General features: G+C 71.8%; 11 protein-coding genes. 4 read left to right on the plus strand and 7 right to left on the minus strand.

Annotation, left to right across the window (positions count from 1 at the left end):
* Positions 1-14 precede the first annotated feature (14 nt).
* From murD to rsmH, 7 genes are all read right to left on the minus strand, one after another.
* A complete protein-coding gene (gene murD, locus ACH4S8_RS19140; protein ID WP_398395395.1) occupies positions 15-1442 on the minus strand; it encodes a UDP-N-acetylmuramoyl-L-alanine--D-glutamate ligase in 1428 nt (475 codons plus the stop codon).
* Complete coding sequence (gene mraY, locus ACH4S8_RS19145; protein WP_398395907.1) at positions 1424-2494, minus strand: phospho-N-acetylmuramoyl-pentapeptide-transferase; 1071 nt, start codon at positions 2492-2494, stop codon at positions 1424-1426. Before mraY ends, murD begins: the two co-directional genes overlap by 19 nt.
* A complete protein-coding gene (murF, locus tag ACH4S8_RS19150; protein WP_398395397.1) occupies positions 2494-3900 on the minus strand; it encodes a UDP-N-acetylmuramoyl-tripeptide--D-alanyl-D-alanine ligase in 1407 nt (468 codons plus the stop codon). The genes mraY and murF overlap by 1 nt, the downstream gene beginning before the upstream one ends.
* A gap of 4 nt (positions 3901-3904) precedes the next feature.
* Entirely contained in the window at positions 3905-5425 is a 1521-nt protein-coding gene (locus tag ACH4S8_RS19155; RefSeq protein WP_398395399.1) for a UDP-N-acetylmuramoyl-L-alanyl-D-glutamate--2,6-diaminopimelate ligase, read from the minus strand.
* Between the two features lie 202 nt (positions 5426-5627).
* A complete protein-coding gene (locus tag ACH4S8_RS19160; protein ID WP_398395401.1) occupies positions 5628-7580 on the minus strand; it encodes a peptidoglycan D,D-transpeptidase FtsI family protein in 1953 nt (650 codons plus the stop codon).
* Between the two features lie 5 nt (positions 7581-7585).
* Positions 7586-8101, minus strand: coding sequence for a hypothetical protein (locus ACH4S8_RS19165; RefSeq protein ID WP_398395403.1), 516 nt, complete (start codon positions 8099-8101; stop codon positions 7586-7588).
* A 215-nt stretch (positions 8102-8316) separates the two neighbouring features.
* Positions 8317-9324 carry a 16S rRNA (cytosine(1402)-N(4))-methyltransferase RsmH gene (gene rsmH / locus ACH4S8_RS19170; RefSeq protein ID WP_398395405.1) on the minus strand — a complete coding sequence of 336 codons (1008 nt, stop codon included), beginning with the start codon at positions 9322-9324 and terminating at the stop codon, positions 8317-8319.
* 426 nt (positions 9325-9750) lie between these two features.
* On the opposite strand from rsmH, the gene ACH4S8_RS19175 reads away from it, so the two are divergent.
* From ACH4S8_RS19175 to ACH4S8_RS19190, 4 genes are all read left to right on the plus strand, one after another.
* Positions 9751-10299, plus strand: a complete 549-nt coding sequence (locus ACH4S8_RS19175; RefSeq protein ID WP_398395407.1) for a beta-class carbonic anhydrase — start codon at positions 9751-9753, stop codon at positions 10297-10299.
* 262 nt (positions 10300-10561) lie between these two features.
* Positions 10562-11596, plus strand: a complete 1035-nt coding sequence (locus ACH4S8_RS19180) for an AAA family ATPase (protein ID WP_398395409.1) — start codon at positions 10562-10564, stop codon at positions 11594-11596.
* Entirely contained in the window at positions 11596-12957 is a 1362-nt protein-coding gene (locus tag ACH4S8_RS19185) for a DUF58 domain-containing protein (RefSeq protein WP_398395411.1), read from the plus strand. The genes ACH4S8_RS19180 and ACH4S8_RS19185 overlap by 1 nt, the downstream gene beginning before the upstream one ends.
* A complete protein-coding gene (locus tag ACH4S8_RS19190; protein WP_398395413.1) occupies positions 12954-15341 on the plus strand; it encodes a DUF3488 and DUF4129 domain-containing transglutaminase family protein in 2388 nt (795 codons plus the stop codon). Before ACH4S8_RS19185 ends, ACH4S8_RS19190 begins: the two co-directional genes overlap by 4 nt.
* Positions 15342-15637 lie beyond the last annotated feature (296 nt).

Consider the following 15637-nt stretch of genomic DNA (forward strand, 5'->3'; position numbering starts at 1 on the left):
GCCAGGCAACCGGGTCAGGCTCCGAGTTCGCGGACCGCCTCCGCGAACGCGTCACCGCGCTTGTTGTAGTTGGCGAACATGTCCATGGACGCACAGGCCGGGGCCAGCAGCACCGTGTCGCCGGGCCCGGCGAGCCTCCTGGCCTCCTGGACGGCCGCGAGCATCGCCCCAGTGTCGGTCCGGTCGAGGTCGACGACCGGTACCTCGGGGGCGTGTCGCGCGAGGGCTTCGCGGATCAGCGCGCGGTCCGCGCCGATCAGGACGACGCCCCGCAGCCGCTTCGCCGACCGGGCGACCAGTTCGTCGAAGGTCGCGCCCTTGGCGAGCCCTCCGGCGATCCACACGATCGACTCGTAGGCCGCCAAGGAGGCTTCCGCGGCATGCGTGTTGGTGGCCTTGGAGTCGTCGACGTAGGCGACCTCGTCCACGTCGGCCACGTGCGCGATGCGGTGCGCGTCCGGGGTGAAGTCCCGCAGTCCGTCCCGCACGGCCCGGGGAGGCACCCCGAAGGCGCGCGCGAGGGCCGCCGCGGCAAGGGCGTTGGCGATGTTGTGCGGGGCGGGCGGAGTGACGTCGGAGACCTCCGCCAGCTCCTGGGCGTTCTTCTGCCGGTTCTCGACGAAGGCGCGGTCGACCAGGATGCCGTCCACGACGCCGAGTTGGGAGGGACCGGGGGCGCCGAGGGTGAAGCCGATCGCCCGGCAGCCCTCCTCGACGTCCGCGGCACGCACCAGGTCCTCGGTGGCCTTGTCGGCCACGTTGTAGACACAGGCGACCCGATTGCCCTCGTAGATACGGCCCTTGTCGGCGGCGTACGCCTCCATGGAGCCGTGCCAGTCGAGATGGTCGGGCGCGAGGTTCAGCACCACCCCGGAGTGGGCGCGCAGCGAGGGCGCCCAGTGGAGCTGGTAGCTGGAGAGTTCGACCGCGAGGACGTCGTACTCCTCCTCGCCGAGGACCGCGTCGAGCAGGGAGACGCCGATGTTGCCGACGGCGGCCGTGCGCAGGCCCGCCGCCTTCAGGATGGAGGCGAGCATCTGGACGGTCGTGGTCTTGCCGTTGGTGCCGGTGACCGCGAGCCAGGGAGCCGGCTTCCTGCCGTCCAGTTCCCGCAGCCGCCAGGCGAGTTCGACGTCGCCCCAGACCGGGACGCCCGCCGCGGCGGCCGCGGTGAACAGCGGCTTGTCCGGCTGCCAGCCGGGCGCGGTGACGATGAGCTCGGTGCCCTCGGGCAGGGTCGCGCCGTCACCGAGGCGCACGGTGACGCCGAGCGCCTCCAGGTCCGCGGCCTGCGCACGGGCCCGTTCGTCGTCCCCGTCGTTGACGACCGTGACGAGCGCGCCGAGGCCGTGCAGGACCTTGGCCGCCGGGATTCCCGAGACGCCGAGGCCGGCGACGGTGACGTGCTTCCCCTGCCAGTCGGTCACTTCTTGGCTGCCCATCCTGCGTAGAAGAGGCCGAGTCCGACGATCACGCAGATTCCCTGGATGATCCAGAAGCGGACCACCACGAGGACCTCGGACCAGCCCTTGAGTTCGAAGTGGTGCTGGAGCGGTGCCATCCGGAAGACGCGCTTGCCGGTGAGCCGGAACGAGCCGACCTGGATGACGACCGACATGGTGATGAGGACGAACAGGCCGCCCATGATGGCCACCAGCAGCTCCGTGCGGGAGAGGATGGCCAGGCCCGTGAGGACACCGCCGAGGGCGAGCGAACCGGTGTCGCCCATGAAGATCTTCGCGGGCGAGGTGTTCCACCACAGGAAGCCCAGGCAGGCGCCCATCAGCGCGGAGGCCACCACGGCCAGGTCGAGCGGGTCGCGCACCTCGTAGCAGGCACCGGGGTTGGTCAGGGTCGTCGCGTTGGCGCAGGACTCCTGGAACTGCCATACGCCGATGAACGTGTAGGCGCCGAAGACGAGCACGGAGGCGCCGGTGGCGAGCCCGTCGAGGCCGTCGGTGAGGTTCACGCCGTTCGACATGGCGAGGATCATGAACAGCGCCCAGACGACGAACAGCACCGGGCCGAGCGACCAGCCGAAGTCCGTGATGAACGACAGCTTGGTGGAGGCCGGGGTGTTGCCCCGGTTGTCGGCGAACATCAGGGCCAGCACCGCGAAGGAGATGCCGACGATCAGCTGTCCGGCCATCTTCGCCTTGGCCCGCAGACCGAGCGAACGCCGCTTGACGATCTTGATGTAGTCGTCGAGGAAGCCGACCAGGCCCATGCCGAACATCAGGCCGAGGACCAGCAGACCCGAGTAGGTCGGGGCGTAACCGGTGATGAGCTTGCTCAGGAAGTACGCGGCGATCGTCGCCAGGATGAAGGCGATACCGCCCATGGTCGGCGTACCGCGCTTGCTGGCGTGCTCGCGCGGGCCGTCGTCGCGGATGTACTGGCCGTAGCCCTTGCGGGCCAGCAGCTTGATCAGCAGCGGAGTGCCGGCCAGGGTCAGGAACAGACCGAGGACTCCTGCGAACAGGATCTGCTTCATCATCGGGCGGAAACCTCACCCTCGGTACCGTCGGCGAGCAGCGCGAGCGCCACCCGTTCCAGCCCGACGGACCTGGACGCCTTCACGAGCACGACGTCCCCTGGGCGCAGCTCGCTGCGCAACAGGTCGACAGCCGCCTGTGCGTCGGACACGTGCACCGACTCCTCACCCCACGAACCCTCGTTATATGCGCCCAGTTGCAGCCAGGACGCTTCCCTGCCCCCGACCGCGACGAGCTTGCCGACATTGAGCCGGACGGCAAGCCGTCCGACCGCGTCGTGCTCGGCGAGCGCCTCGTCCCCGAGCTCGGCCATCTGACCGAGCACCGCCCAGGTCCGCCGCCCCTGGCCCATCGCCGCGAGCGCGCGCAGGGCGGCTCGCATGGACTCGGGGTTCGCGTTGTAGGCGTCGTTGACGACCGTCACGCCGTCCGGACGCTCGGTGACCTCCATCCGCCAACGGGAGAGGGAGCCCGCCTCGGAGAGCGCGCGGGCGATCTCGTCTGCGGACATGCCCAGCTCATGGGCGACGGCGGCCGCGGCGAGCGCGTTCGACACGTGGTGCTCACCGTACAGGCGCATGGTCACATCACTGCACCCGGAGGGTGTGCGAAGACTGAAGGAAGGCTGTCCGCTCTCCGTGAGCCGGACGTTCTCGGCCCGTACGTCCGCTTCGTCGGACTCTCCGAAGAGGATCACGCGCGCCTTCGTGCGCGACGCCATGGCGCGTACGAGGGGGTCGTCCGCGTTGAGGACCGCGGCGCCGTCCTCGGGAAGGCTCTCGACGAGCTCGCCCTTTGCTTGCGCGATCTGCTCGCGGCCACCGAACTCACCGATGTGGGCGGTGCCGACGTTGAGGACGAGACCGATCCGCGGAGGGGTGAGCTCCGTCAGATAGCGGATGTGGCCGATGCCGCGGGCACCCATCTCCAGCACGAGGAACTTCGTCTCCTCGGTGGCGCTGAGCGCGGTGAGCGGCAGTCCGATCTCGTTGTTGAGGGAACCGGGCGTGAAGACGGTCGGCGCCTTGCTCCGCAGGACCTGGGCGATCAGGTCCTTGGTGCTGGTCTTGCCCGCGGAGCCGGTGAGGGCCACGAGGGTCGCGCCGAGCCGTTCGACTACATGGCGGGCGAGGGCACCGAGAGCCGTCTGCACGTCGTCGACGACGATGGCGGGCACGCCGACGGGGCGGGACGCCAGGACGGCGGCCGCGCCGGCCTCGATCACCGCCTCGGCGTAGTCGTGGCCGTCCACGCGTTCGCCGACGAAGGCGACGAAGAGGCTGCCGGACTCCACTTCACGGGAGTCTCTGACGACCGGTCCGGTGACCTGGAGCGCCGGATCCGGTATGTCGTACGTCTGCCCGCCGACGACTGCTGCGATCTCGGCGAGAGAGAGGGCGATCACAAGTTCATCCCTGGGTCTGCTGGATAGCTTCGCGAAGCACCTGGCGGTCGTCGAAGGGACGCACCACCCCGGCGATGTCCTGGCCCTGCTCGTGGCCCTTGCCCGCGACCAGCACGGTGTCGCCCGGCTTTGCGCGCGCGACGGCCGCGGCGATGGCGGCGGCCCGGTCCTCGAAGACCTGGACCTCGCCCCGCTCGTGGGCCGGTACCTCGGCGGCCCCGGCCAGCATCGTGGCAAGGATCGCGAGGGGGTCCTCGGAGCGGGGGTTGTCGGAGGTGAGGACGGCGGTGTCGGCGAGCCGGGCCACGGCCGCGCCCATCGGCTTCCGCTTGGTCCTGTCACGGTCGCCGCCGCAGCCGAGCACCACGTGCAGCCGGCCCTCGGTCACCTTGCGCAGGGCGCGCAGGACGGATTCGACGGCGTCCGTCTTGTGGGCGTAGTCGACGACGGCGAGGTAGGGCTGGCCCTCGTCCACGCGCTCCAGCCGGCCCGGGACCCCGGGGACGGCTGCGATGCCGTCGGCCGCGGTCTGCGGGTCGATCCCGGCGGCCGCGAGGGCGACGATCGCGGCGAGGGTGTTCGCCACGTTGAAGGGGCCCGCGAGCGGCGAGCGGGCGGTGATCCGCTCGCCCTTGGGGCCGACCGCGGTGAACGTGGAGTCCATCGGGCCGACCTCGACCTCCTCGGCGCGCCAGTCGGCGTCCGGGTGGCCCTCGGCGGAGAAGGTGACGACCGGGACGGTGGCCTCCCCGGCGAGCCTGCGGCCGTACTCGTCGTCGAAGTTCACGACGCCGAGCCGGCTGCGCCGGGCCGTGAACAGCTGCGCCTTGGCCTGGAAGTAGTCCTCCATGCCCGTGTGGAACTCCATGTGTTCCGGGCTGAGGTTGTTGAAGACGGCGACGTCGAAGACGCAGCCGTCGACCCGGCCGAGGACCAGCGCGTGACTGGAGACCTCCATCGCGACCGAGTCGACCCCGCGCTCGCGCATGACGGCGAACAGGGCCTGGAGGTCGGTGGCCTCGGGTGTGGTGCGCTCCGACTTGATGCGCTCGTCGCCGATGCGCATCTCGACGGTGCCGATCAGGCCGGTGGAGCGGACCGTCTTCAGGCCGCCCTCGACGAGGTAGGCCGTCGTGGTCTTGCCGGAGGTGCCCGTGATGCCGATCTGGAGGAGATCGCGCCCCGGGTGGCCGTAGACGGTGGCCGCGAGCTCGCCCATCGATCCGCGCGGGTCCTCGACGACGAGGACCGGCAGACCGGTGGCCGCGGCGCGCTCGGCGCCGGTCGGGTCGGTGAGCACGGCGACGGCACCGAGGCCGGCCGCCTGGGTCACGAAGTCGGCGCCGTGCAGCCGGGCGCCGGGCAGTGCGGCGTACACGTCGCCGGGACGCACCGCACGGGAGTCATGGGTGATGCCCGTGACCCCGGCGGCGCTGTCCGGCCTCTCGGCGCCCAGCTGATCGGCCAGCTCCGCGACGGGGATGGCGGAGACGTGAACCGGACGCGGCGGCCCCGGAAAGGTCACAGGAACGCCCTTCTGGGGGGTTTGGGACTGATCAGCTTGTGGCACGGCGGTGAGCGTACCGGGCTCACCCCCGCCGGGGCGAAGCGAGGGCGGGGACGGGGTGTGCGGGGAGGGCTGGTTCCCGGGGTCCGGGGTGATCGTTGTCACGGTGGTTCCTGGTCCGTTGTGCGTGGGTGCTGATCACAGCGTGCGGTCGGAGGGGTCACGGCGTGAAGTCGACGGGGAGCCGGGCCGCGTGGGTACCGGTGGGCGGGACCTGAAGGGTCTTCAGGGCGAACTCCATCACCTGTTTGAAGACGGGTCCGCAGATCTGGCCTCCGTAGTAGAGGCCCTTCGTGGCGTTCTGGATCGCGCAGTAGACGGTGATCCGGGGCTTGTCGGCCGGGGCGAATCCGGCGAAGGAGGACGTGTAGCCGTGGTATTTGCCGGTGGCCGGATCCACGCGGTTGGCCGTACCGGTCTTGCCCGCGACCCGGTACCCGGGGATGCGCGCCTTGATGCCGGTGCCCTGCTCGTCGTCCACCACGGACTCCAGCATCTGGGCGAGCGCCTTCGCCGTCCTCTCGCTCACGACCCGGTTCTTCTTCGGCGCGGGCGCGGGGGTGAAGCGGCCGTCGGGCCCCTTCGTGCCGCGCACCAGGGTCGGCTCGATACGGACGCCGCCGTTGGCGATCGTCGAGTAGACGGAGGCCGCCTGCAGCGCGTTGATCGACATGCCCTGGCCGAAAGGGATCGTGTACTGCTGCGAGGTGGACCACTTGTCCGCGGGGGCGAGGATGCCCGCCGTCTCGCCGGGGAACCCGAGCCCGGTGTGGCTGCCGATGCCGAACTTGCGCAGGTACGAGTAGAGGACCTGGTTGGCCTGTTTCTGGGTCTTGCCGAGCTGGCCGGTCGCCAGGATGGTGCCGATGTTGCTGGATTTGGCGAGCACGCCGTTGAGCGTGAGGTGCCAGGTCTTGTGGTCGATGTCGTCCTGGAAGAGCCGGTCGCCGCGGTGCAGCCGGTTGGGCACGACGACGTGGGTCTCGGGGGTCGCCACGTTCTCCTGGAGGACGGCGGCCATCGACATCAGCTTGGCGGTGGAGCCGGGCTCGTAGGCGTCCTGGACGGCCGCGTTGCCCATGGCCGCCGCGTTGGCCTGGGTGAGGTCGTTGGGGTCGAAGCCGGGTGCGTTGGCCATGGCGAGGATCTGGCCGGTCCTCGTGTCCTGCACTATCACGTAGCCGCGGTCCGCCTCGGACTTCTTCACCTGCTCGGTGATGGCGTCCTGCGCGGCCCACTGGATGTCCCGGTCGATGGTGAGCTCGACGTCGGAGCCGGCCACGGCCGGTGTCTCGGTGGAGCCCACAGTCGGCACCTGGCGGCCCCCGGACTGGGCGTAGCGGATCTTGCCGTCCTTGCCGGTGAGCACCTTGTTCAGCTGCTGCTCGATGCCGCCGCCACCCTTGCCGTCGGCGTTGACCCAGCCCAGTATCCCGGCGGCGAGATCGCCGTTCGGGTACACGCGTTTGCTGGCCGGTACCGCCAGGACGCCCGCGAGGACGTTGACCGTGCTCCGGTCGGTCTCCGCCTTGGTCCCGAGCGTGCTCTTCAGGTCCTTGATCTGCTGCCAGACCTGGGGGGTGCGGCGGTGTGCGAGGAGGACGTAGCGGGTGTTCCCCGTCCGCAGCTTCCTGGCCACGGTGTCGACGTCCTGGCCGATGATCGGGCCGAGGAGGGCCGCGGCCTGTTCGGGGGCGTCCCCCACCTCGGTGGCCGCGCGCGTGAACATCGTCGGGTCGGCCGTGATGTCGTACGCGTCCACGCTCGTCGCGAGCTCGACGCCGCCCCGGTCGGTGATCCCGCCGCGCTCGGCGGCCAGGGTGCGCCCCACGTACCGGTTCTGCTCGGCTTTCGCGGCGTAGGCGCCCGCGTCCACGGCCTGCACCTGGAGCAGCCGTACGACGAACGCGATCATCACCAGCGTCAGCGCGAGGCTGACCATGCGCAGACGCGGGCGGGGACTGCCGAGCCGGATGACGCGCGGGCCGTCGGAGCGGGCGGCGGCCGGGCGGCGCGGGGGACGGCCCCCCGGGCCCGGACGGCTCCGGCCGGCGGGGCGTGCGGGCCTGGCGGGGCCGGGCACCCGGCGGCGCGGCGGTTCCCTGTCGGACACTTCCGTCACCTGCCAGGAGTCGTGGAGGGCTGTGCGGACGGGACGGGGACCCGGGCCGCGGACGACCGGCGCGAGGCGGCGGACGCCGTCGGGCCCTTGGTGCGCGGGGCCGGGGCGAGGACCTCGGGCGGGGGGATCACCGGGGACCGCGCGGCGGAGCCCGCGGCTCCGGGAACGCCCTTGACCGTGCCGTCGGGGCCGAGGAAGGCCGGGTCGCCGCCGGGGACCATGCCGAGTTCGCGGGCGCGGCGCTGGAGGGCGTCGGGGGCGGAGTAGGCGTCCACGTCCCGCTGGAGGGCCTGCTCCTCGTCGGTGAGGCTCTTGGTGTCCTTCTGGAGGTCGTCGAGGCGGAACGCGCCTTCGCTGAGCGCCGAGTTCAGCACGAGGAGCCCGATGAGGCCGCCGCCGAGGAGCATGACCACCAGGAACACGAAGGGGGTGCGGGCGGCCTGCCCGGCACCGGCCGGAAGGAGCCGCGCGAGCCGGGCGGCCCGCCCCCTGAGTTCAGGCTTGCCGCTCACGCGCCCTCCCTGTGACTCTGGCGTACCGGCATCACGGCCGCTCCATGGGTTCGGTTCCCCTTGTCACGAAACCGCCGTGGGTCCGGTTCCCGGATTCACGGGGCGGCCGCGGGTCCGGACGCCCGGCCCCCGCCGTCCGGCGGGTCCGGGACACGGGCCCGGGGCGCCCCGCGCGACCGGCCTCCCACCTCACGGCCCCTCCTTCTCCCCGCGCCTCACTCGGCGGATTCCTCGCGGATGCGCTGTGCCCCCCGCAGCCGGGCCGGAGCCGCTCTCCGGTTCTCGGCGACCTCTTCCTCGGTGGGAAGTTCGGCACCGCGGGTGAGGAGCTTGAGCCGGGGCTGGTAGCGCTCGGGGACGACCGGCAGTCCGGGCGGCGCGGTGTTGGCGGCGCCGGCCGCGAACACCTGCTTGACCAGCCGGTCCTCCAGCGAGTGGTACGACAGCACGGCGATGCGGCCGCCGACGGCGAGCGCCTTCACGGCCGCGGGGACCGCCCTCTCCAGGACGCTCAGTTCGCCGTTGACCTCGATGCGCAGCGCCTGGAAGGTGCGCTTCGCGGGGTTGCCGCCGGTGCGCTTGGCGGCCTGGGGCAGGGCGTCACGGATCAGTTCGACGAGCCGCGCGCTGTTGGTGAAGGGCTCCTTCTCGCGCTCGCGCACGACGGCGGAGACGATCCGCTTGGCCTGCTTCTCCTCGCCGTACGCCCGCAGGATCCGCACCAGTTCGCCCGGCGGGTAGGTGTTGAGCACCTCGGCGGCGCTCATGCCGGTCGTCTGGTCCATGCGCATGTCGAGCGGGGCGTCCTGCGCGTACGCGAATCCCCGGTCGGCCTCGTCGAGTTGCATGGAGGAGACGCCGAGGTCGAACAGGACGCCCTGGACGCGGGGGATGCCCAGGCGGTCCAGTACGTCGGGGAGTTCGTCGTAGACGGCGTGCACCAGGGTGGCGCGCTCGCCGTAGGGGGCGAGCCGCTCTCCGGAGAGGCGCAGCGCCTCCTTGTCACGGTCCAGGGCGACGAGCCGCACTCCGGGGAACCGGGTGAGCAGCGCCTCGCTGTGACCGCCGAGCCCGAGCGTGCAGTCGACGACCACGGCTCCCGGCTCGGCGAGGGCCGGGGCCAGCATGTCCAGGCACCGCTCGAGCATGACCGGGACGTGTCGGCTCTGCCCCTCCGGCCGCCCGCCGTCGCCCTCGTCGGGAAGCGCTTCACGCCCTTGCATTGCGGGCCCTCTCAGGTCCGGCGCGGCCGTACGCACCGCCGGGTCCCCACCCGCTCGGGAAGGGAAGGGTCTGCTGGCGCCGGATGAATGGCGTCAGCCGACCGGGAGCGGGAGGAGGCCGAGCCGTACGTACGCGCCGCGCACGTGGGGAGAGTCCGGAAAGTCGCCGGGTCTCCAGGGAAAACAGTCCAGCGGGGAGAGCCTCGCCTCCCGCTTCGCGTCACTTTAGTCCACGGTGTCTCGCGGTCAATCAACCGGCCTGCGCGTCGCGGACGGCGCTCGGACCGAAGCGGCGGATCCGGAAGAATCACCCGAACGGGCACGTCGTCACCGCCCGTGTGGATTACCTCACAACAAGCCGCGATGACATTCTTTGTCCCCTCTCACAACAGGCCTCGTCCACACGTGACCAGTAACGTCGCAGGTATGACGACTTCCGCATCCGTTCCCACCGAGCCCGAAGACGCCATAGACACGGAGCGCTCGGTCACCGACCGCCTCGTGGAAGCGAACGGGAAATACGCCGCCGCCTTCACCGACCCCGGGATGGACGCCCGCCCGGTGCAGCGGGTCGCCGTGGTCGCGTGCATGGACGCCCGCCTCGACCTGCACGCCGCGCTCGGCCTGAAGCTGGGCGACTGCCACACGATCCGCAACGCGGGCGGCGTGGTCACCGACGACGTGATCCGCTCCCTCACCATCAGCCAGCGCGCCCTCGGCACCCGCAGCGTGGCCCTCATCCACCACACCGGCTGCGGCCTGGAGTCCCTCACGGAGGAGTTCCGGCACGACCTGGAGATGGAGGTCGGCCAGCGCCCCGCGTGGGCGGTCGAGGCCTTCCGGGACGTCGACCAGGACGTACGGCAGTCGATGCAGCGGGTGCGCACCTCCCCTTTTCTGGTGCACACCGACGACGTGCGCGGCTTCGTCTTCGACGTGACGACCGGCCTGCTGCGGGAGATCGACCCCGCCTGACCGGCCCCGCCGGGCCCCCGGTCACCGGCTCTCCGCAGCTCGTGGGACCCTCTCCTCACAAAAAACCCCGGCCGTCCGGTGCCCAAAGAGCCGTAAGAACTGACATATCGCGGCCACTTGTCCACAGGCGGATGACACGAACCGGTAACGGCAACAAGAATGCTGGTGTGGCGTCACGCGGAACCTTTCGCGCGTGGTGCCCGTGTTTCGGGGTGGGCCGGTCCGCACAGGGCGTCGGCCCGAACGGGCCGAGGAGGGCCGGGTGACGACCTATGACGATCGAGCGAGCCTTACGGATCTGACCGCCACTGCGGAGCGTGTCCGCAATTCGGTGGAGGGTGTGATCGAAGGCAAGCCTGAGGTCGTACGGCTTTCGCTGACCGTGCTGCTCGCCGAGGGCCATCTTCTGATCGAGGATGTCCCCGGCGTCGGCAAGACCATGCTCGCCAAGGCGCTGGCGCGTTCCATCGACTGCTCGGTGCGGCGCATCCAGTTCACGCCCGACCTGCTGCCCTCGGACATCACGGGGGTGTCCATCTGGGACCAGCAGCGCCGGGACTTCGAGTTCAAGCCGGGCGCGATCTTCGCGCAGATCGTGATCGGCGACGAGATCAACCGCGCCTCGCCCAAGACGCAGTCCGCGCTCCTGGAGTCGATGGAGGAGCGGCAGGTCACCATCGACGGGCAGACCTACGAACTGCCCAGCCCGTTCATGGTGGTGGCCACGCAGAACCCGGTCGAGATGGAGGGCACCTACCCGCTGCCGGAGGCCCAGCGCGACCGCTTCATGGCCCGTGTCTCCATCGGCTACCCGAGCGCGGAAGCCGAACTGCAGATGCTGGACATCCACGGCGGGGTGAGCCCGCTGGACGACCTCCAGCCGGTCGCCCACGCCCACGACATCGTGAAACTGATCGACGCGGTCCGCACGGTCCACGTCTCCGACCCGGTGCGCCGCTACGCGGTGGACCTGGTGGCGGCCACCCGCACCCATCCCGACCTCAGACTCGGCGCCTCACCGCGCGCCACGCTGCATCTGCTGCGCGCGGCGAAGGCGTCCGCCGCCCTCAGCGGCCGGGAGTTCGCACTGCCGGACGACGTGCAGGCACTCGCCGTCGCGGTCCTGGCCCACCGCCTGCTGCCCACGGCCCAGGCGCAGTTGAACCGCCGCACCTCCGAGCAGGTCGTCCAGGAGATCATCCAGCGCACCCCGGTGCCCGCCGCTCACCAGCAGTCCGGCCTCTCGATGGGCCGGGGCGCGCCCACCTACGGTCAGCAGCCGCCCCGGAGGCTGTGATGACACAGGCGAGCACGGGGCACACCGCCGAGGACAGGGGCGGGCTGCGCACCGCGCTCGCCGGTCTCACCACACGCGGCCGCTCCTTCCTGGCGGCCGGAGTGGCCGCCATGATCTGCGCGTACGTCCTCGGGCAGAGCGACCTGCTCCGGGTCGGACTGCTCCTCGCGGTGCTGCCGCTGATCTGCGCGACCGTGCTGTACCGCACCCGCTACCGGGTCGCGGGCAGCCGCAGGCTCTCCCCCGGGCGCGTGCCCGCCGGCTCCGAGGCCCGCGTGCATCTGCGCATGGACAACATCTCGCGGCTGCCCACCGGCCTGCTGATGCTCCAGGACAAGGTGCCCTACGTCCTCGGCCCGCGCCCCCGCTTCGTGCTGGACCGGGTGGAGGCCGGCGGTCGCCGCGAGGTGTCCTACCGCGTGCGTTCCGACCTGCGCGGCCGCTATCCGCTGGGCCCGCTCCAGCTGCGGCTGACCGACCCGTTCGGCATGTGCGAGCTGACCCGCTCCTTCTCGGCGTACGACACCCTGACCGTCATCCCGCGCGTGGAGGCGCTGCCGCCGGCACGGCTGACCGGTGAGGCGAAGGGGTACGGCGACGGACGGCAGCGCTCTCTCGCCCTGGCCGGCGAGGACGACATCATTCCGCGCGGGTACCGCTACGGAGACGACCTGCGCCGCGTGCACTGGCGGCTCACCGCCCGCTACGGCGAGCTGATGGTCCGCCGCGAGGAGCAGCCCCAGCGCTCCCGCTGCACGGTGCTGCTGGACACCCGGGGCATCGCCTTCCAGGGCGCGGGACCCGACTCGGCCTTCGAGTGGGCCGTCTCGGGAACGGCGTCCGCGCTGCTGCACATGCTCGAACGGGGCTTCTCGGTGCGCCTGCTGACGGACACCGGCAGCTCGGTGCCCGGCGAGGGCTCCGACGGGTTCGCGGGCGCGAGCCAGGAGTCGGCGGACGCCGCCGGAATGATGATGGACACCCTCGCCGTCGTCGACCACTCGGACGGCACGGGCCTCTCCCGGGCGTACGACGTGCTGCGCGGCGGCAACGAAGGACTGCTGATCGCCTTCCTCGGCGATCTCGACGAGGAGCAGGCGGCCGTGCTCGGCAAGATGCGCCAGCGCAGCGGCGGGGCCGTCGCGTTCGTGCTGGACAGTGAGTCCTGGGTGCGGGAACCGACCGATGTGCCCGGCCCGCCGGACGGGACCACGGACCCGCTGCGCATGCTGCGTGAGGCGGGCTGGACCGCCGTGAAGGTGCCACGGGGGGCGTCGCTCGCCGGCCTGTGGCGCGAGGCGGACCGTCAGCGCACGCACATGGCGTCGACGGGGACTACCGCGGGGGGTGGTGGCGTATGAGCGGGCGGGCCCGGCTGGCGCTGTGTGCGGCGGCGGCCACACTGATGACGTCCTGTGCGCTGCTGCCGCTGGTGAGCCCGGCGACCTGGATCTTCCAGGCGGCGTTCCTGCTGGTCGTGCAGACCGGCGTCGGCGCGCTGACCCGGCGGGTCCCGCTGGCCCGGCCGCTGACCGTGGTGGCGCAGGCGCTGGTGACGCTGATGCTGCTGACGCTGGTCTTCGCCCGGCATCAGTCCCTCGCCGGGTTCGTTCCCGGGCCCGAGGCCTTCCAGCACTTCTCGGCACTGCTCCGGGCGGGCGCGGACGACGTCGGCAGGTACTCGATCCCGGCGCCGCTGTCGGACGGGATCCGGCTGATGGTGGTCGGCGGTGTCCTGGTGATCGGGCTCGCGGTGGACACCCTCGCGGTGACCTACCGCAGCGCCGCGCCCGCCGGTCTTCCGCTGCTCGCCCTGTACTCGGTCGCCGCGGGTCTGTCCGGCGGCGGCGCGGCCTGGCTGTGGTTCCTGCTCGCGGCCGCCGGGTATCTGATGCTGCTGCTCGCCGAGAGCCGGGACCGGCTCTCGCAGTGGGGCCGCGTCTTCGGCGGGGCGGCCCGCGCGCCCGGGCCGGCGCCCGCGAGCGGTGTCGTCGCGCCCGTGCGCACCGGGCGGCGGATCGGCGCGGTCGCGCTGGGCGTCGCCCTGTTCGTGCCGCTCGCCCTGCCCTCCTTCGACGGTGGCCTGCTGGACGCCACGGGGCGGGGTATCGGCAACGGCACCGGGGACGGGCCGGTCTCCTCGGTGAACGCGCTGGTGGCGCTCCGCGACAATCTGAACGTGGACGTGGACCGCACGGTCATGACGTACCGCACGAACACCTCGGACACGCAGGACATGTATCTGCGGATCGTCTCGCTGGACGACTTCGACGGCACGGCGTGGAAGCCGACCCAGCGCCACACCGTGGACGTGCCGGAGACGTTCCCGGCGCCGGCCGGGCTCTCCGGCGAGGTCAAGCGGGCGACCGTCCGGACCCGGATAGCGGCGGCCGACTGGTACGCGCAGGACTGGCTGCCGATGCCGTATCCGGCCGGCAAGGTGGACATCAGCGGCAGCTGGCGCTACGAACCCGTGGGGCGCACCCTCAACGGCGACCACGGGCAGAACACCCGTGGCGTGCAGTACGAGGTCACGAGCCTGATGGTGGAGCCGACGGCGCAGCAGCTGGCGAGCGCCCCGGAGCCCTCGCCCGCGCTGAAGCGCGAGTACACCAGGGTTCCGGCGTCGCTGCCCGCGGTGGTGGCGAAGACGGCCCGCAAGGTCACGGCGGGTTCGGCCAACCACTACGAGCAGGCGGTCAAGCTCCAGGACTACTTCGCCGTCAGCGGCGACTTCCGGTACAACACCCAGGTGCAGGCCGGCACCGGCGCCCGGGCGATCGCGAACTTCCTGAAGGAGAAGGAAGGCTTCTGCGTCCACTTCTCCTTCGCGATGGCCTCGATGGCGCGGACGCTCGGGATCCCTGCCCGTGTGGCGGTGGGCTTCACCGCGGGCACCCCGCAGGCGGACGGTTCGATGTCGGTGGGGCTGCGGGACGCGCACGCCTGGCCGGAGCTGTACTTCGAGGGTGTGGGCTGGACCCGCTTCGAGCCGACCCCGAGCCGGGGCTCGGTGCCGTCGTACACCCAGACGAACACGCCGGGCAACACCGATTCCGCGGCCCCGAAGCCCGCGTTCTCGACGTCCGCGGCGCCCTCGGCCGAGCCGTCGGCGAGCGAGAGCTGCTCGCCCCAGCTGCGGAAGCTGGCGGCCTGCCCGGACCAGTCCTCGTCGGCGGTGATCGGTCCCCAGGACGACGACTGGCCCTGGTCCAGGATCCTCGGACTGACGCTGGCCGGGCTCCTGGTCCTGGGACTGCCGCTGCTGCCCCTGCTGTGGCGGACGCGGGTACGGGCGGCCCGGCTCGGCGGCCACGGCCGCACCGAGGCGGACGTGGCGGCGTACACCCTGGGCGCCTGGTCGGAGGTGAGGGACACGGCGTGGGACCACGGGATCGCGCCGGAGGAGTCTCAGACACCGAGGAAGGCGGCCGAGCGGATCGTCCGGCTCGGGAAGCTGGATCCGGAGGCCTCGGCCGCGGTGCACCGGCTGGCCGCAGCCGTGGAGCAGGTTCTCTACGCTCCACACCCCCGGCCGGTGGCGGGCCTCGCGAACGACGCGCGTCTGGTCGTGAAGTCCTTCAGGACCTCCGCGAGCCGTCCCGCCCGGCTGCGCGCTCTCCTCGCTCCCCGTTCGGCCGTCCGGGTGATGTGGATGGTCTCGGCCTTCCGGGCGAACCTGAGGACCCGGCTGTCCGCCCGCGGGCGGGCCCTGTTCCACCGCCCGTCGGGCCAGAACGGCTGACGGGCACGGCACCGGCCCCGGCCCCGGTTTGCGCCGGGGCCGAACACCGGGTCCTGCCGGGCCTGAACGCCCTACGGGCTCCGGCAGGGCCGGCCCTGCCGGAGGTGGGGCGGTCGTGACAGGGGCCGGGCCTTCGTCGTTCCGGAGGTTTTGGCCGCGCCTACGCGTGAGGGGGGGGGCCCCCCCCGCCCCGCCGCCCCCCCCCCCCCCGGGGGTTGGTTTGTGAGCGGCGGCGGCCCCGAAGGCGCAAGTTGCCCCCAGGTGGGAGCCGCCAAGCAGGCACCGCGGTTAGATAC

The sequence above is a fragment of the Streptomyces sp. NPDC021080 genome, assembly GCF_044333225.1.
GTDB lineage: Bacteria > Actinomycetota > Actinomycetes > Streptomycetales > Streptomycetaceae > Streptomyces.